The following is a 16,754-nucleotide window of genomic DNA, read 5'->3' as shown; positions in this document are numbered from 1 at the left end:
TTCGACACGCCGTTCACCACCAGCGTGCGGTCGCGCAGGCCCGGCTCGATGGCCAGCAGATGCGGCGCCGCGGCTTCGGTGAAGCGGATGTGCTCGTAGATGTCGTCGGTCAGCACCATGACCTGGGGGTGGCGCATCAGCACGTCGGCGAGCGAGCGCAGCTGTCCGGCGGTGTAGGTCGTGCCCGTGGGATTGGTCGGCGAGTTGAAGACCAGCCAGCGCGTGGCCGGTGTGATGGCCGCCTCGAGCGCCTCGGGCGTCAGCCGGAAGTCGTCTTCTTCCTTGCAGGCCACGGTGACCGGCGTGCCGTCGCAGGCCAGCACCATATCGGGGTACGACACCCAGTACGGCGCCGGCACGATCACTTCGTGCCCTTCTTCGACCGTTACCGACAGCGCGTTGAACAACGCGTGCTTGGCGCCGATCGTGACGATGATGTCGCGCGGGCTGTAGCTCAAGCCATTCTCGCGCTGGAGCTTGGCCGCGATGGCTTCGCGCAGGGCCAGCGTGCCGGCGACGGGCGTGTAGCGCGTCTCGCCGCGTTCGATGGCCGCGCAGCCTGCTTCGCGATTTCCTTATGGAGCATGCCATCGTCCGCATGTGCCAACTGGGTGATCGCATCAGCCCACGCGACGCCGGTACCTTTCGGCGAAATCCACGTACCAGTCGATGCTCCCAGGCTCGGCCAGCGCATCGCGGCTCACGACCTTCTCGAGCGCGTGGCCCAGCAGGAGCTTCTTGACGGGCAGCTCCAGCTTCTTGCCGGTGATGGTTTTCGGGATCGTGCCCACCTGGATGATTTCGTTGGGTACGTGGCGTGCCGACAGGCCCGTGCGCAAGGCCTGCCGGATGCGCTGCTCCAGCGGCTCGTCCAGCTGGATGCCGGTCTGCAGCTGGACGAACAACGCCATGTACGAATCGCGCCCGAGGTACTCCAGGTCCACGACCAGGCTGTCCAGCACTTCGGCCATGCCCTGGACCACGCGGTACAGCTCGGACGTTCCCATGCGCACGCCCTGGCGGTTGATGGTGGCGTCCGAACGGCCGTAGATCACGCCCGCTGTGGCGTCTGGCCGCGGCACCAGGCGCACCCAGTCGCCATGCCGCCAGACGTTGCGGCCCTGGCTGTCCTTGAAGCTCTCGAAGTAGCTCTCCAGGTACCGCCGATGGCCCGCATCTCCCCAGAAGTACAGCGGCATCGAAGGCAGGGGCCGGGTGCAGACCAGTTCCCCCACCTCGTCCAGCACGGGTTGGCCGGCATCGTTCCACGCCTGCACGCAGGCGCCCAAGGTGCGGCATTGCATCTCGCCCGTGCGCACCGGCAGGGTGGGAAGCCCCACCAGGAAGCCGCCGGCAATGTCCGTTCCACCGGAAACGATGTTGAGCCAGAGGTCGCGCTTGACGGCGCCGTACAGCCATTCGCAAGCCTCGGGTGACAGGGGAGAACCGGTGGACGATACCGTGTGCAACTGCCCCAGGTCCGCGATCTCGAGCGGCACGATGCCGGCCTTCAGGCACGCGTGGTGGATCGCGGCGCCGGCGCCGAATACGTGAACGCCCAGCCGCCCCGCCAGTTTCCACAGATGACCCCAGTCCGGCTCGGCACCGGCGCCGGTCACGGCGCCGTCGTACAGCACGAGGGTGGCGCCCCCCAGCAGCCCCAGGACATGCGCGTTCCAGACCATCCACGACGTGTTGGCCGCCCAGAAGACGCGCTCGCCCGGGTGCAGGTCGCCGTGCAGGACCATGTTCACCATGCCGTTCGCGAGCACCCCGCCGTGGCCGTGGACGATCGCCTTGGGCAGCCCCGTCGTTCCCGACGAGTAGAGGATCCACAGGGGGTGGTCCGCCGGCAGGGCCGCCGGTTGCCAGGCCGCCTCGCGCGCGATGGCCTCCTGCCAGCGCACCGTCGTGCGGCCCGCGGCTTGCCCGGGCGGATGCGCAACCGCGTCAAGGTGCGGAATCCAGAGGATGCCGGTGACTGTCGGTAGCTTGCGCAGGATCTCGTCCAGCGCCCCGCGGCGGTCGAACGGCTTGCCGCCGAAGCGATAGCCATCCACCGCGATCAGCACCTTGGGCTCGATCTGCCGGAATCGGTCGCCCACGCTCACCGGCCCCATGTCCGGCGCGCACTGGGACCACACCGCACCCAGGCTGGCGGCGGCCAGGAACGCAACGACCGCCTGGGGGATGTTGGGAAGGTAGCCGGCCACCCGGTCGCCCTGTTGCACACCCAGGTCGCGCAAGGCCTGGGCCACAGATGCCACCTGCCGCTGGAGCTCGACCCAGCTCATGGCGCCGGTGCCCGAGGCCTCGCTTTCGAAAACGATCGCGGGTGAGGCAAGGCGCGCGTGGCGGAACACCTGGTCGACCAGGTTGAGCCGGGCGCCTTCGAACCAGCGGGCGCCCGGCATGTCTTCGCCGGACAGGACACTCTCGTACGGTGCTCGCAACGGAAGCTCGAAGAAGGCCAGGATGGCGCTCCAGAAGCCCTCCAGGTCGGTCACCGACCATTGCCACAAAGCCTCGTAGTTCTCGAAGCGAAGGCCGCGTTCGCGATCCAGCCAGGCCTCGAAGTGGGTGATCAGGGCCCGCTCCTTGCGGGCCGGCGTGGGTGTCCACAAGGGTGCATCGGACGGTGCGGACACGGCGTGAGGGGCGATTTCTGGATGCGTGGTCATGGCGCAGTCTTGCTGGAGTGAACTCGCGAGGGGTTCCTGGGTGTCACACCGAAACGATGCAGCACATTGCCGAGCAACTTTCCGAAGAGCGGGTCGCTGCCAACCACCCAGGCCGCCCCGACTGCGCCTGCATGAAACACGCGCCCGCCTTGCGGCCGCTCCCAATAGATCATCTCGGCCGACAGTCCGTCGAGCGATTCGGTGAGTCTCGAGTAGTGGTCGAGGTAGGCGTCCATCTTCCCCGGGACGCGCCGGATGCCCTTGGCGATGACCTCGATGCCCTCTTGCGCGACGGGCAGGGAAGCACCCGGAGGGCGGCGCTTCGTCATCTTCGCGAGGGTCGAGAGGGTCAGGTCCCACTCGTGTCCGATGGCGCGCGGCAGCCCGCCGCCGGGCGCATGGCCGAAGGTTTCGCCCTTGCCGAGGCCCAGCGGCCGCGGCTCATTGAAGAGCGCATGCGCCGGCAGCTCGACGTGGTAGACGCCGAAGTCGTCGCCATCGGCGAAGGCCCAGCCCGCGGTTTCGAGGCCGATGATGTCGGCGGCCGGCCGGCCCGATGCCTTGAGCCGTCCGCCGCGCGCCCAGTCCTGGCTGTGGTACTGCTCGCCGAATGCGCCCGCCGGCGGGCCGACGGGCGGTCTGGCCTCGTCGTGATCGGGTCCGTTGACCTTCCGCTGCTCCATGACGGTGAAGTCCTCGTCGTAGCTCACGCGCAGGTACATGGTGTTGCCCGACAGCACGACCGCGCTGCCGCCGCGCTTCAGGAAATCGTCGAGCCCCTCCACGCCCGGCAGCGACCAGTATTCGCTGTGGCCGTTGATGAAGACGGTCTTGTAGCGCGCGAGCAGCGACGGGTCGCGGTGCAGGTCGATGTCGCCAACCACGTCGTAGTCGTAGCCCTGCTTCTCGAGCCATACGTGCAGGTGGCGCTCGAGCCGCGTCCACTGGCTGAAGCCGCTCGCGGCCGGGTCGTAGAGCGCATTGGGGCTGGCATTGGGCCAGGGCATGCGCAGGCCGACCTGGTAGCAGGGCTGGCCGTGGCGGTGGTAGACGTAGCTGCTGAAGGCCGGCGCTTCGGGATGGCTGTTCTCGAGGCCCTCCGAACGGCGCGGCCACACCGGATCGTCGACCACGTTCTTCGCGAAGGGCGTGGTGGCGTAGGCGAGCCAGCTGTTGACGGCGCACAGCACGAGGACAGGAGCGGGCGCCACGTGCGCGGGCTTGCGCACGATGAAGGTGATGTCGTAGTCCGCCTTGCGGCCCTCGATATCGAAGCGCGCGCGGCCGACGTAGACACCGGACTTGGCGTCGTCGGGAACGCGGAATTCGTGCACCGCGTCCCAGCGGCAGTCGTAGAGGTCATCGCCGGCGAAACGCAGGCCGTGTCCGCGCGTCGGATCGTGCAGCGGGTCGTAAGGCGACTCGTCTTCTTCAAAGTGGCCGACCTTGCCGGGTTCGAAGGCCGGGCCGACGATCATCCAGGTCGCGTGATTGACGATGCGGCCGGTGCGTTGATGCCCGCTGGCGTCGGCCACTTGCGCGCCGCGTTCTTCCCGAAGGGGCCAGCAGGCGAGCACCGAACGGCCCGTCGCGATCTGCAATCCGCGTTGTTCGTGGCGGGCGACGATCTCGCTGCCCGACAGCGCCCGGTCGTACAACGCAGGCATGACAAGGTCGGCTTCGAGGAACAGGTCGGCCAAGCCGCCGATGGCACTTGCGCCGAGTCGCAGCGGAGCGGCTGCGGGCTCGACGGCCTGCAGCGCGGTCCACTGTGCCACGCACACCCCATCGATGCAGAGTGTGGCGAGCTTGCCGTTCCACGTGGCGGCAATGTGCTGCCAACGGCGGGCAGCGAGCTGGCCGTGCGATGGTGCGGCGTTGTCTCCTAGGTGGAACGACAGTGCGCCGCCCGGTTCGATGAAGAACGCAAAGCCGCGCTGCGCGGGGTCGTCGTGCTGGCTGACGATGGCCTGCCTGACATCGACCGTCCAGGGCTTGATCCAGCATTCGAAGCTCAATCCGCGCAGCGGAAGGCCGGCAGGCAAGCCACGTTCGATATGCACGTAGGAGCCGGGGTGGATCGGCTGCACGCGCGCCTGATGCGGCGTGAACGCTTCGAGCGCCACGTCGTCGCTGCGTCCTTCGACGTCGCTGCCCAGCCGGCAGACCGCGAATTCGTAGGGCACGTCGCTGCTGACGTGGAAGCGGACGAGATCACCCGCTGCCACGGTCTTGGCATCGGCGTAGCCATGGAGGCCGGGCAGTTGCAGCCGTTTGTGCGGTGGGATCGGGTGCGAGGCGTTTACTGTCATTCCGACGTGAATCCCGAGGCCTTCACCACCGGTCCCCAGCGCTTGATGTCGTCGGAGATGAGGGCTGAGAGTTCTTCCGGCGTGCTCGGATTCGGGTCGCTGCTGAGCTTGAGTAGCCGTTCCTGCACGTCCTTGTTGGCCAACGCCTTGCCGAGTGCCGTATTCAGTTGGTCGACGATGGGCCGCGGCGTGCCCGCCGGCACGAAGAGGCCGGTCCATTCCAGGTTGTCGAAGTGCGGCTGGCCGAGTTCCTTGAGCGTCGGCACGTCGGGCAGCAATGCGGCACGCCGGGTGCCGTTGACCGCCAGCACCTTGAGCTTGCCCGACTGCTGGTGAGCGACGAGGTCGGCAATGGGCATGATGCCGGCCGAGATCTGGTTGCCGAGCAGGTCCTGCACCAACGGCGCGGCACCTCGGTAGGGCGCGGCCACGAGGCCGGCCTTGGCGTCGCTGCCGAGGCGATAGCCCATGAACTGCGAGACGCTGCCCGGTGCGGGCACGCCGTAGTTCGCCTTCTTCGGGTCCTTGGTGGCGATGTCGAGCCACTGCTTCACATCCTTGGCCTGCAGCTCCGCGGGCACCGCGATGCCTTCGTAGAAGCTCGCGATGCGCCCGACGGGCTTGAAGTCCTTGATGGCGTCGTAGCGCACCGACTTCGTGGTGAGCGGCAGCATGACCATCATGTGCATGTTGGCGAGCAGCACGGTGAGGCCGTCCGCCGGCGCGGTGCGAACGTAGTCGGCCGCGATCGCGCCGCCTGCACCGGTGCGGTTGTCGACGACGACGACCGTGCCGAGTTCGGCGGCCAGCTTGTCGGCAAGCGTGCGCGCCTGCACGTCGGCCGAGCCGCCGGCCGGGTAGCCGACGATGAGCTTCAGCGGGCCGTGCGCGGTGTTGATCTGTGCCGTGGCCATGGCCGCGAAGGCCAGCGCAGTGCAAGCGAGCGTGACCTCGAGAGTGAACGGGAGCTTCATCGGAGGCTTTCCTGGGTGGGTTGCGAAATCGGTGCGGTCGCCGGACTCAGTGCGCGAGGCCCTTGCGCGCGATCTCGTCGGCGAGATCGGCCAGCGACTTTTCGAGCAGGTCGGCCAACTCGTCGATCTCCGCTTCGGTGATCGTGAGCGGCGGCGTGATCATCTGGAAATCGCCGAAGGCACCGAGGTTGGCCCGGCGGTTGTAGAGCGCGATGCCATGCTTCAAGCCGTGCTCGGTAAGCCGCGCGGGTGCGTTGAAAGCGACCGGCAGTTGGCTGCGTTTCGCCTTGTCCGAGACGATCTCGATGGCGGTAAGCAGACCCTTGCCGCGCACGTCGCCGACGATCGGCGAGCGCGACGCGATGTCGCGCAGGCGTGCCATCAGCAGTTCGCCCATGTCGCGTGCGCGGACCATGAGGTCTTGCCGCACGACCTCGTCGACCACCGCACGCGCGACCGCGCACGACAGCGGATTCGTGAAGTAGGTGTGGCCGTGCACGAAGCCGCCGGCACCCGCGATCGCATCGACCATCCTGTTCGGTGCGAGCAGGCAACCGAGCGGCGTGTAGCCGGCGGCCAGGCCCTTGGCGAGCGTGACGAGGTCGGGGCGCGCGCCTTCCCAGTGGTGCGCGGCGAGGAAGGCGCCGGTGCGGCCGGCACCGCTCATGATCTCGTCGAAGATCACCAGCACGCCGTGGCGGTCGCAGATCTCGCGCACGCGTCGGAAGTAGGCGGCCGAGGAAACCACCGCGCCGGTCGAGAGGCCGCCGATGGGTTCGAGGATGAAGGCCAGCACTGTCTCTGGGCCTTCGCGCAGGATGGTTTGCTCGAGCGCGTCGGCGCACGCCTTCTCGTGCGACTCGACCGTGTGGCCATCGGGCACGCGGTATGACAAGGGGGCCGGCACCTTGGGCATCGGGCGCACCATCGGACCGTACAGGTCGAGCGTGTTGGCATCGCCGGTGACCGCCAGCGCGCCGAGCGTCGAGCCGTGGTAGCTCGGATCGCGCGAGATCACCTTCGAGCGGCCGCCCTGGCCGGTCACGACCGCGTACTGGCGCGCCAGCTTGATCGCGGCCTCGTTGGCCTCCGACCCGCCCGACACGAAGAATGCGCGGTCGAAGCCCTCGCCCGCGAGTTCGCAGACGCGGTCGGCCAGCGCGATGTTGTGCTCGCTCTCGAAGAAACGCGGGTACGCGAAGGTCACCTTCGATGCCTGTTCGGTCATCGCGGCCAGCACGCGCGGATTGCCGTGGCCTATGTTCGCGACGACGGCGCCGGCGGTTGCGTCGAGATAGCGCTTGCCGTTCGCATCCCACAGGAAGCTGCCTTCGCCGCGGGCGACGCGCGGCGGACGGGCCGACCCCTTGGGTGCGTAGAAGCCGAGGACGGAGCCGCCCTTCGGCGCGTCGCCGATCCGGGCGATGCCAGTCGCGGGGGAGTTCGAGGTGTTCATGACCCGACGATACGAATCGCGGTCACTTTGCGGTAGACGCATGGAGTGATGAAGTGTTATACGTTCGCCGCATGAAGCACGTACATGACCGACTCGGCCTGCTCGACACTTTCCAGAAGATCGGCGAGAGCGGATCGCTCAGCAAGGCGGCGAGGCTGCTGGGCACGACGCAGCCCACGGTCAGCCGGCGACTGCTCGAACTGGAGCGGCTGCTCGGCTGCAAGCTGGCGCTGCGCACGACCGCGAGCTTTTCGCTCACCGACGAAGGGCGCTCGCTGCTCGTCGAGGCCCGCGACCTCGGCGACCGTTGGTCGGGCCTGTCGCAACGCCTGAAAGGCGGGCAGAGCCGGCCTGAAGGCACCCTGCGCGTGATCGGGCCTTCGGGGTACGGAACGGGCTTCCTGACCGATGCCGTGACCGACCTGCGCGCGGCGCATCCGGCGCTGCGCGTCGAGCTCACGCTGACCGATCGGGTGCTCGACCTGACCGCATGGGGCGCGGAATGCTGGGTCTGCGTGGGCGAGGTGCGCGATCCTGGCTTGGTGAGCCGCAAGCTCGGCACGATGGAACGCGTGCTGATCGCCACGCCCGAATTGCTCAGGAAGCTGGGGCCCGTCAGCATCGCGCGTCTTCCGCAGTTGCCCTGCGTCGGGCTCGTGCCCTATGTGACCGGCAACGTGCGCATGCTGGATCGATCGGGCCGCTCCCGCATGGTGATGCTCGACACGCCGATCCAGACCGACAGCCTGTTGTCGAGCTACCGCGCGATCCTCAACGGAGCCGGCATCGGCGCGGCGGCCCCCTGGATGTGCCAGGAAGACCTCAAGACCGGCCGGGTGCAGCGGGTGCTGGCGAATTGGTGGCTCGAACCGATCGCCATTCACGTCGCGCTGCCTCCGGGCATCTACAGGCCCGCGCGCGTGACCGCATTCATCGAGGCCCTCAAGGCAAGGATGTCTGCCCTTTCCGGGTTTCGGCCCTCGCCCTGAACGGGCAGGGTCGATGCGCATGCAACGCGCCAGCGTTACGGCGACGTGCAGACAAAACTCGTCGCGGCGTTCGGATCACCACTCATGTACTGGGGGTACTGCGGATATCTGCAAAGTGGCCGGCTGGCCGGCGTCGCGCCTGCTGCAACGGTGCGCTGCGTTGCGATGATCGTCGAAGACGAGGGCTTGGTTCCTTTCTCGAGCCACTCGAACATCGGCCCCGCCAGGTCCACCTTGTCCGCGCCGTTGCCTCCGTTGCAGTGCTCAACGCCAGGGGCGGTGTAGTACTCGACGAATTCGTCCGCCGCGGACTGGCCGCCGTTCTTCTGGACGACGCTCTGGTAATACTGCGTGGCGTTGTTGGCGGTGATGAGCCAGTCGGTCTGGCCTGTCCACAGCAGCAGCTTCCCGCCTTTCGCCTTGAACCGGCTCAGGTCTGGATCGCCGGCATCGAGCATCGAGCTGAGCTGATCGATGCGCGCCGTGTATTGCGCGGGATCCAGCAGGAGCGGGTCCACCGAAGCATCCTGAGCGACCATGTACTTGATAAAGTCGCCCCCCAGGTTGGAACTCGACGCGCCCCACGTGGCCGCGGTCTCGCCGCCAGGCAGGAAGCCGGGCCAGACGTAGCGGCCATTGGCGATGTTGGTCGGGGCATAGAACGCCTGCGCCGACTCGACTTGTGCAGGCGTCAGGCAGGCATCGGTCTCTGCGCCGGTGCAGGCAAGTTCCACGGGATCGAAGTGACAGGCTTCGGGCTTTCCGATGACCCTGTCATTCAGTCCGTCGAGGCCATCGCACTTTGCATACACGGCATCGCCGATCGCCTTGATCTTGGCGGGGCTCAGGGCCGCGCCTGGTTTCGCCAGTTGCTTGCCGATCTTCTGGTACCAGAGAAACTGCGATGTGAAGGCGTTGGCCGGTGCGCGGGCGATGATGCCGTCAAAGAGGTCCGGATGGCGTTGTGCCTGCATCAGCGCTTGGCGACCGCCGCCGGAGCAGCCCTCGTAAACCATCTTGGTGCTGGCGAACGCGTCGCCGTATTGCGCGCGAAGGATCGACTTTGCCGGCACGAGAACTCGCGGAACGGAAGCATACGCATAGTCGGTGAGCATGTCCTCGTCGAGCGCGAAGGATCCGCCCGGGTTCTTGATCATGTCGTGCCCATGGTTGGTGGCGATGGTCGCGTAGCCCCGCTTGGGCAGGTCCGGACTCCCAACTGGGCTGACCGCCGGATCGCTGATGTAGCCGACGTCCAGGTAGCCATCGAAGCCGCCGCCGCCCCTGAAGACCGTGCGGTGATTCCATTCGGTGGGCATGCGTATGTCGAAGTCCAGGTCCTTGGGCATTTCGCCGCGCACGATGCAGTGCTCGGGCACGTCGTCTTTGGCCAGAACGAAGGTCGCCTTTGTGATCGTCGCGCCGTCGAAGGTGCGGCCGAGAAACGCCTTGCATCGGGTCTCGGCGCTGACTTGAGGGGTGTCGGGTTCGGGCGGTGAAGGATCGCCGCTGCCGTTGTCCCCTGCGCCGTTGCCGCCGACCGTGCCGAGGGCGCCGATGCCGCCCAGGAAGCCGTTGCTGCCGCCACCGCTTCCGCCGCCGCAGCCCGACAGCACCGCAGCCAATCCGACCAGCATGCCGGTCGCCAGGGCAAGCGGACGGAGCCGCAGCGAAGGCTCGCGGCTTCGGATGGCGCTCAGGGCCGAGAAGGAAGATTTCATGGGGTTGTCTCCTGCGTTGAATGTGAGGCGACCTCAAGGTCGCAGCCGCACGGTAGGCAGGGCCGCAGGTGGCAAATGTCTGGTGCCAGACATTTCGGGGTTTATCCGTAGCAGGCGCGTGGATGCGCGGACGAATTGAAGCGGTCGCAGATGCACGCGCGAATCCGGCGCCTGATCGAACCCGCCGTCAGGGGATAACCCTTGATTGTCATTGCCAAGACATTGCGTCGCTTGCGGGGAATGAACACTCCGAACCTTGCTGCCTCGTGCAGAACATTCCGGGCCTTGCCCCGACATCTGGAGACTGGTGCGTGAAACCCGAGACAACATTTCCGGCCCTGCTTGCTTCGCAAGTGCGAGCGAGCGGTGCGCGTGTTGCGATGCGAGAGAAGAAGTTCGGAATCTGGCAGGCCCACACCTGGCTGGACGTCTCGCGGCTGGTCCATGACCTGGCCTGCGGGTTTGCCGCGGCCGGCGTGCGCCGCGGTGATCACGTGGCGCTGATCGGCGGCAATCGCCCCCGGCTCCAGGCCTCGCTGGCCGCGCTGCAGGCGTTGGGGGCCATCCCCGTGCCGCTCTATCAAGATGCGCCGGCAACCGAGTACACATACCCGCTTGCGAGCGCCAAAGTCGCCTTCGCGATCGTGGGAGAGCAGGAGCAGGTCGACAAGCTGCTCGAGGTGAAAGAGGGGTGCCCGGATCTGAGCCGCGTGTGGTTCGACGACGGGCGCGGCCTGCGCAAGTACGCGCAGCCGTGGCTAGATTCTCTCGATGCATTGATCGAAGCGGGGCGGCAGTTCGGTGTGAAGAACCCGGCCTTCTACGACGAGCAGGCTGCACAGGTTCGACCCGACGATGTCGCTGCGATGTTCTTCACATCCGGCACGACCAGCCTGCCCAAGGGCGTCGTGCACACGCACCAGTCACTGATCCTCAGCGCGCAATCGGGCAAGGCCTTCGATCGGATCTCCGAACGCGAAGAGGTGCTGGCCTTTCTGCCGCCCGCGTGGCTCGGCCAGAACATCTTCTCGTACGCCATGTGGCTGGCGAGCGGCTACACGGTGAACTTTCCGGAGTCGCCGGAAACCGTGGGCATCGATCTCAAGGAGATCGGTCCGACCTACTACTTCGCACCTCCGCGGGTGTTCGAAGAGATGCTCACGGCCGTCACGGTCAGGATGAACGATGCAAGCCTTCTGAAGCGAAAGGCGTACGACTATTTCATGGCCGTGGCGCGCAGGGTCGGCCAGAACGTCATGGCGGGCGAGCCGGTGACGCTGGTCGAGCGCCTGCAGTACGCGGTAGGCAATGTGCTTTTCTATCGCCCCTTGTGCGCTCAGTTGGGCATGAGCCGGATACGCGTTGCGTACACGGCCGGCGAGGCCATCGGTCCTGACCTGTTTGCCTTCTTTCGCTCTATCGGCATCAATCTCAAGCAGTTGTACGGCACGACGGAGACGGCCGTCTTCGTCTGCTTGCAGCCCGATGGCAAGGTCAAGCCCGACACCGTCGGCATTCCGGCGCCCGGCGTCGAGGTCAAGGTTGCCGCGAGTGGGGAGTTACTCGTGAAATCGCCCGGCACGCTCAAGGAGTACCACCAGAACTCGCAAGCGACCGCAGAGGTCCTGGACGCCGACGGTTGGTACCACACCGGCGATGCGGCCCTGATCGACGACGACGGGCATGTGCGCATCGTGGATCGTCTCAAGGACGTCGGCCGCCTGGCGGGCGGCAGCCACGACGGCGCGACCTTCGCACCCAAGTACGTCGAGAACAAGCTGAAGTTCTCGACTTACATCAAGGAGGTGGTGGCCTTCGGCCACGCCAGGGACCGGGTGTGCGCCTTCATCAACATCGACTTCGAGTCCGTCGGCAACTGGGCCGAGCGGCGAAGCCTTTCCTACTCCGGCTACACCGACCTGGCCCAGAAGCCGGAAGTGGCCGAACTCATCCAGGGCTGCGTCGAGGCCGCGAACGCCGAACTCTCGGTGGACCACCTCGTGGCTGGAAACCAGATCAGCCGCTTTCTCATTCTTCACAAGGAGCTGGACCCGGACGATGGCGAGCTGACGCGCACGCGCAAGGTGCGGCGGGGTTTCATCGCCGACCGGTATCGGGTCCTGGTCGAAGCCCTCTTCAGCGGCGCCTCGGCGCAATACGTCGAGACCGAAATCAGCTTCGAGGACGGGCGCAAGGGATTCGCCGGGGCGACGCTGCCCATCCACGATGCCAAGACTTTCGCGATCCTCCAGCGTGCCGCTTGAGCCCGCATCGCGAACCCCACCAGAACAAACAAGGAGACCGCGTGCTGACAGCTGTACAGCGCGCGTCGGTGGCCACTGCCAGCCGACGTTCGCACGATTCGAGAAATGATGAGGCGGTGCCACGAGCGCCGCAGCTCGCGCCAATCGACGTCAAGGGCGCTCAGTCGAAGGGCGCAATCCTGGATGTCCGCAACATCACGTTGCGATTCGGTGGCGTCAAGGCGCTCACCGACATCAGCTTCGATGTTCGCGCGCACGAGGTGAGATCGATCATCGGGCCCAACGGTGCCGGCAAGAGCTCGATGCTCAACTGCATCAACGGCGTCTACCAGCCGCAGGAGGGATCGATCACCTTCCAGGGCAAGACCTTCAGGCACATGAACTCGCGCCAGGTCGCGGAGATGGGCATCGCGCGAACCTTCCAGAACCTCGCATTGTTCAAGGGCATGAGCGTGCTCGACAACCTGATGACGGGGCGGAATCTCAAGATGAAGGTCAATCCGCTTCTGCAGGCGCTGCGCTGGGGCCCTGCGGAAAGGGAAGAGCTGGCGCACCGGGAGCGCGTCGAGGAAATCATCGACTTCCTGGAGATCCAGCCCTTCAGAAAGACGCCCGTCGGCAAGCTGCCCTATGGCCTGCAAAAGCGCGTCGATCTCGGGCGAGCCCTTGCGATGGAGCCGGAGGTGCTGCTACTCGACGAGCCCATGGCCGGCATGAACGTCGAGGAAAAGCAGGACATGTGCCGCTTCATCCTCGAGGTGAACCAGGAGCTCGGCGTGACCGTGGTGCTCATCGAGCACGACATGAGCGTCGTGATGGACATCAGCGATCGGGTCGTGGTGCTGGACTACGGAAAAAAGATCGGCGACGGCACACCGCGCGAGGTGATGGCCAACGAAGAAGTCATCCGTGCCTACCTTGGCGCACAACACTGAGCAGGCACAGAGATGGGATTCTTTCTCGAAACGGTTTTCGGCGGCTTGATGGCAGGCATGCTGTATTCATTGATCGCCATCGGCTTCGTGCTGATCTACAAGGCCTCAGGCGTCTTCAACTTCGCCCAGGGAGCGATGGTGCTTTTTGCGGCGCTGGCGATGGCACGCTTCTCAACCTGGATTCCACAGTGGCTTGGCTTCGAGAGCCAGCTCCTCGCGAACCTGCTGGCCTTCCTGGCAGCGATGGCAGTGATGGTGGCGGTCGCCTGGGCGATCGAGCGGCTGGCCCTGCGGCACCTAGTGAACCAGGATGGCGTCACCTTGCTTATGGCCACGTTGGGCGTTGCCTACTTTCTTGACGGTCTCGGGCAGACGCTGTTCGGCAACGACATCTACAAGATCGATGTAGGCATGCCGAAGGAGCCGCTGATGGTTCTTGAGAGCACCTTTCAAGGCGGGTTGCTCCTGAGCCAGGAAGACCTAGTGGCTGCTGCCATTTCCACTTTGTTGGTCATCCTGCTCGCGGTCTTCTTCCAGAAGACGGCCACCGGGCGGGCCTTGCGCGCGGTGGCGGACGATCACCAGGCGGCGCAGTCGATCGGCATTCCGTTGAACCGCATCTGGGTGATCGTGTGGTCCGTTGCGGGGTTCGCCGCGCTGGTCGCGGGAATCATCTGGGGATCGAAGCTGGGCGTGCAGTTCTCGCTGTCGCTCGTGGCACTCAAGGCGCTGCCGGTGGTGATCCTGGGCGGGCTGACGTCCATTCCCGGCGCCATCGTGGGCGGTCTGCTGATCGGTGTGGGAGAAAAGGTGTCCGAGATATACCTCGGCCCTCTGCTGGGTGGCGGCATCGAGATCTGGTTTGCGTATGTGCTCGCGCTTGCATTCCTGCTGCTTCGTCCGCAGGGATTGTTCGGCGAAAAAATCATCGATCGCGTCTGAGGCACACCCCATGATCTACAACGAAAACGGTCAATTCAAATCGACGTACCGGGCGGACCAGCAGATCCTGCCGATCTCCCAGGATCGCGTGTTCATCGCATGTGTTCTGGCCGTCGCGTTCCTGGCCATTCCCTGGCTGGCCTCCGAGTACTGGCTTCGCGCCATTCTCATTCCGTTCCTCATCCTGTCCCTTGCTGCGCTGGGGCTGAACATCCTCGTGGGGTACTGCGGCCAGATCTCGCTCGGGACCGGCGCGTTTATGGCGGTGGGCGCCTACGCGGCCTACAACATGCAGGCGCGGGTGGAGGGAATGCCCCTGATTCTCTCGCTGCTGGTGGGCGGTCTGTGTTCGACCGCGGTCGGCGTGTTGTTCGGCATTCCAAGCCTGCGGATCAAGGGGCTGTACCTGGCGGTGGCAACGCTCGCCGCGCAGTTCTTCGTCGACTGGTCCTTCCTGCGGGTTCAATGGTTCACCAACCACTCGGCATCAGGCTCTGTCAGCGTGTCGAACCTCCAGATCTTCGGCATGCCCATCAGCACGCCGGCACAGAAGTACATCCTGTGCCTGAGTGCCCTGGCGCTGTTCGCATTGATGGCCAAGAACCTGGTGCGCGGCGCCATCGGCCGGGAGTGGATGGCGATGCGGGACATGGACGTCGCAGCTGCCGTCATCGGCATCCGGCCCGTGTACGCAAAGCTGACCGCCTTTGCGGTGAGCAGCTTCATCGTGGGTGTCGCCGGTGCGCTCTGGGGCTTTGTCCATCTGGGCAGTTGGGAACCCAGTGCGTTCAGCATCGAGCGTTCGTTCCAACTGCTGTTCATGGTGATCATCGGCGGCCTCGGTTCCATCGTGGGCAGCTTCTTCGGCGCGGCATTCATCGTGCTGCTCCCGCTTCTGCTCAACCAGATGCCGGCCCTGCTGGGTGTGCCGATCTCGACCACGCTCGCATCGCACCTTGAGGCGATGATTTTCGGCGCGCTGATCGTCTTCTTCCTGATCGTCGAACCGCACGGCCTCGCCCGCATGTGGGGCACCGCCAAAGAGAAATTGCGGCTCTGGCCCTTTCCGCATTGAGCCCGCTCCTTCCAACACAAACCAAGAGACAGTCAACAGCCATGTTCACGAAACAATTCATCTCTCTTTCGATCGCCGTTTCGGCGAGCCTGGTCTTCGCTCAGGGCAGCCTTGCACAGACGGCGCCGTCGTCGGCGCTGGTCAAGGAGCAGTTCGTTCCGTTGCTCGTGTATCGGACGGGTCCGTATGCACCGAGCGGCACGCCGTGGGCCAACGGCAAGCAGGACTACCTGAAGCTCGTCAACGAGCGCGACGGCGGCGTGAATGGTGTCAAGTTCACCTATGAGGAATGCGAAACCGGGTACGCAACCGACCGCGGGGTGGAGTGCTACGAGCGCCTCAAGGGCAAGGGCCCCACGGGCGCGACCGCATTCGATCCCCAGGCGACGGGCATCACCTTTGCGTTGACCGACAAGGCACCGCTGGACAAGGTCCCGCTCATCACGCCGGGATACGGTCGCTCCGAAGCGGCCGATGGCGGTGTCCTGAAGTGGAGCTTTCCGATCGCTGGTTCGTACTGGACGGCGGCCGACATCCTGATTCAGTCCCTCGGCCGCAAGGCAGGCGGGCTCGACAAGCTGAAGGGCAAGAAGGTGACCTTCGCGTACCACGACTCGCCCTACGGCAAAGAGCCGATCCCCGTTCTGCAGGAGCGCGCGCGCATGCATGGCTTCGATCTGCAATTGCTCCCGGTGACCGCGCCGGGCGTGGAGCAGAAAGCGACATGGCTGCAGATCCGCCAGGCGCGGCCGGACTACGTCGTTCTCTGGGGCTGGGGGGTGATGAACTCCACGGCCCTCAAGGAGGCACAAGCGACGGGTTATCCGCGTGAAAAGATGATCGGCGTGTACTGGTCCGGCACGGAGCCCGACGTCAAGGACGTGGGCGCCGGCGCCAAGGGCTACAGCGCGATCAACATGCAGAACCTTCTGGGGGGTACCAAGGCCACCGAGGAGATCCTCAAGCACGTGCATGGCAAGGGCCAGGGTACCGGGCCGAAGGAGGAGGTCGGCTCCATCCTCTACAACAACGGCATGATCATTTCGATGATCACCGTCGAAGCCGTTCGTCGCGCACAGGAGCGGTTCGGCAAGGGCAAATCCATGACCGGCGAGCAGGTCCGCTGGGGGCTGGAGAACCTGAACCTGGATCAGAAGCGACTGGATGCGCTGGGCTTCGGCAAGCTGAAGAACCCGATCAGCACCTCCTGCAGCGACCACATGGGCATGGCGACGGCGCGTGTCCAGACGTGGGACGGCGCCAAGTGGCAGTTCGTGACCGACCCGATCGAGGCGGACATGACGATCCTCAAGCCCATGATCAAGACTGCTGCCGACAAGTACGCCGCCGAGAAGAAGATCGCGCGTCGTGCGCCCGAAGACTGCCAGAGCTGAAGAGGACAGCA

11 protein-coding genes and 1 pseudogene are annotated in these 16,754 nt (G+C 65.6%); 6 read left to right on the top strand and 6 right to left on the bottom strand.

Annotated features, from left to right (window positions below):
* The 5 genes and pseudogenes from AC1DFC_RS09795 to AC1DFC_RS09775 all read right to left on the bottom strand — a co-directional run.
* Positions 1-569: pseudogene (locus tag AC1DFC_RS09795) on the bottom strand (aminotransferase class I/II-fold pyridoxal phosphate-dependent enzyme); the annotation flags it as partial.
* A gap of 51 nt (positions 570-620) precedes the next feature.
* A complete protein-coding gene (locus tag AC1DFC_RS09790) occupies positions 621-2,681 on the bottom strand; it encodes an acetoacetate--CoA ligase (protein WP_478179123.1) in 2,061 nt (686 codons plus the stop codon).
* Entirely contained in the window at positions 2,678-4,993 is a 2,316-nt protein-coding gene (locus AC1DFC_RS09785; RefSeq protein WP_478179122.1) for a N,N-dimethylformamidase beta subunit family domain-containing protein, read from the bottom strand. The genes AC1DFC_RS09790 and AC1DFC_RS09785 overlap by 4 nt, the downstream gene beginning before the upstream one ends.
* Positions 4,990-5,967: a Bug family tripartite tricarboxylate transporter substrate binding protein gene (locus AC1DFC_RS09780; protein ID WP_478179121.1), complete on the bottom strand. Its 978-nt coding sequence runs from the start codon at positions 5,965-5,967 to the stop codon at positions 4,990-4,992. The genes AC1DFC_RS09785 and AC1DFC_RS09780 overlap by 4 nt, the downstream gene beginning before the upstream one ends.
* Positions 5,968-6,013: 46 nt before the next feature.
* Entirely contained in the window at positions 6,014-7,423 is a 1,410-nt protein-coding gene (locus AC1DFC_RS09775; protein WP_478179120.1) for an aminotransferase family protein, read from the bottom strand.
* 71 nt (positions 7,424-7,494) lie between these two features.
* On the opposite strand from AC1DFC_RS09775, the gene AC1DFC_RS09770 reads away from it, so the two are divergent.
* The gene (locus tag AC1DFC_RS09770; protein WP_478179119.1) at positions 7,495-8,412 is read left to right on the top strand and encodes a LysR substrate-binding domain-containing protein; all 918 of its coding nucleotides are present in this window, start codon (positions 7,495-7,497) and stop codon (positions 8,410-8,412) included.
* A 35-nt stretch (positions 8,413-8,447) separates the two neighbouring features.
* Here AC1DFC_RS09770 and AC1DFC_RS09765 read toward each other — a convergent pair whose 3' ends face one another.
* Positions 8,448-10,133, bottom strand: coding sequence for a tannase/feruloyl esterase family alpha/beta hydrolase (locus AC1DFC_RS09765; RefSeq protein ID WP_478179118.1), 1,686 nt, complete (start codon positions 10,131-10,133; stop codon positions 8,448-8,450).
* 122 nt (positions 10,134-10,255) lie between these two features.
* Between AC1DFC_RS09765 and AC1DFC_RS09760 the strand changes: the two genes are divergently transcribed.
* The 5 genes from AC1DFC_RS09760 to AC1DFC_RS09740 all read left to right on the top strand — a co-directional run bounded on the left by AC1DFC_RS09760 (position 10,256) and on the right by AC1DFC_RS09740 (position 16,743).
* Positions 10,256-12,397: an AMP-dependent synthetase/ligase gene (locus tag AC1DFC_RS09760; protein WP_478179117.1), complete on the top strand. Its 2,142-nt coding sequence runs from the start codon at positions 10,256-10,258 to the stop codon at positions 12,395-12,397.
* Positions 12,398-12,540: 143 nt separating this feature from the next.
* Positions 12,541-13,332 (top strand): ABC transporter ATP-binding protein, encoded by a 792-nt coding sequence (locus AC1DFC_RS09755; RefSeq protein ID WP_042673932.1) that lies wholly within the window; start codon positions 12,541-12,543, stop codon positions 13,330-13,332.
* A gap of 12 nt (positions 13,333-13,344) precedes the next feature.
* A complete protein-coding gene (locus AC1DFC_RS09750; protein ID WP_007836506.1) occupies positions 13,345-14,274 on the top strand; it encodes a branched-chain amino acid ABC transporter permease in 930 nt (309 codons plus the stop codon).
* A gap of 10 nt (positions 14,275-14,284) precedes the next feature.
* A complete protein-coding gene (locus tag AC1DFC_RS09745; protein ID WP_478179116.1) occupies positions 14,285-15,349 on the top strand; it encodes a branched-chain amino acid ABC transporter permease in 1,065 nt (354 codons plus the stop codon).
* A 41-nt stretch (positions 15,350-15,390) separates the two neighbouring features.
* Positions 15,391-16,743, top strand: a complete 1,353-nt coding sequence (locus AC1DFC_RS09740; protein WP_478179130.1) for an ABC transporter substrate-binding protein — start codon at positions 15,391-15,393, stop codon at positions 16,741-16,743.
* Positions 16,744-16,754: the final 11 nt, after the last annotated feature.

It is taken from the genome of Variovorax sp. 10L421 (genome assembly GCF_056395365.1).
The sequence above is the reverse complement of the archived record's forward strand: the minus strand, read 5'-3'. Positions and strand labels throughout refer to the sequence as shown.

Bases quoted from the DNA above. Each gene is read 5' to 3' on its own strand.
- AC1DFC_RS09745 (WP_478179116.1), top strand. From the start codon at position 14,285: ATGATCTACAACGAAAACGGTCAATTCAAATCGACGTACCGGGCGGAC.
- AC1DFC_RS09760 (WP_478179117.1), top strand. From the start codon at position 10,256: ATGCGCGGACGAATTGAAGCGGTCGCAGATGCACGCGCGAATCCGGCG.
- AC1DFC_RS09750 (WP_007836506.1), top strand. From the start codon at position 13,345: ATGGGATTCTTTCTCGAAACGGTTTTCGGCGGCTTGATGGCAGGCATG.
- AC1DFC_RS09775 (WP_478179120.1), bottom strand. From the start codon at position 7,423: ATGAACACCTCGAACTCCCCCGCGACTGGCATCGCCCGGATCGGCGAC.
- AC1DFC_RS09780 (WP_478179121.1), bottom strand. From the start codon at position 5,967: ATGAAGCTCCCGTTCACTCTCGAGGTCACGCTCGCTTGCACTGCGCTG.
- AC1DFC_RS09765 (WP_478179118.1), bottom strand. From the start codon at position 10,133: ATGAAATCTTCCTTCTCGGCCCTGAGCGCCATCCGAAGCCGCGAGCCT.
- AC1DFC_RS09770 (WP_478179119.1), top strand. From the start codon at position 7,495: ATGAAGCACGTACATGACCGACTCGGCCTGCTCGACACTTTCCAGAAG.
- AC1DFC_RS09740 (WP_478179130.1), top strand. From the start codon at position 15,391: ATGTTCACGAAACAATTCATCTCTCTTTCGATCGCCGTTTCGGCGAGC.
- AC1DFC_RS09790 (WP_478179123.1), bottom strand. From the start codon at position 2,681: ATGACCACGCATCCAGAAATCGCCCCTCACGCCGTGTCCGCACCGTCC.
- AC1DFC_RS09785 (WP_478179122.1), bottom strand. From the start codon at position 4,993: ATGACAGTAAACGCCTCGCACCCGATCCCACCGCACAAACGGCTGCAA.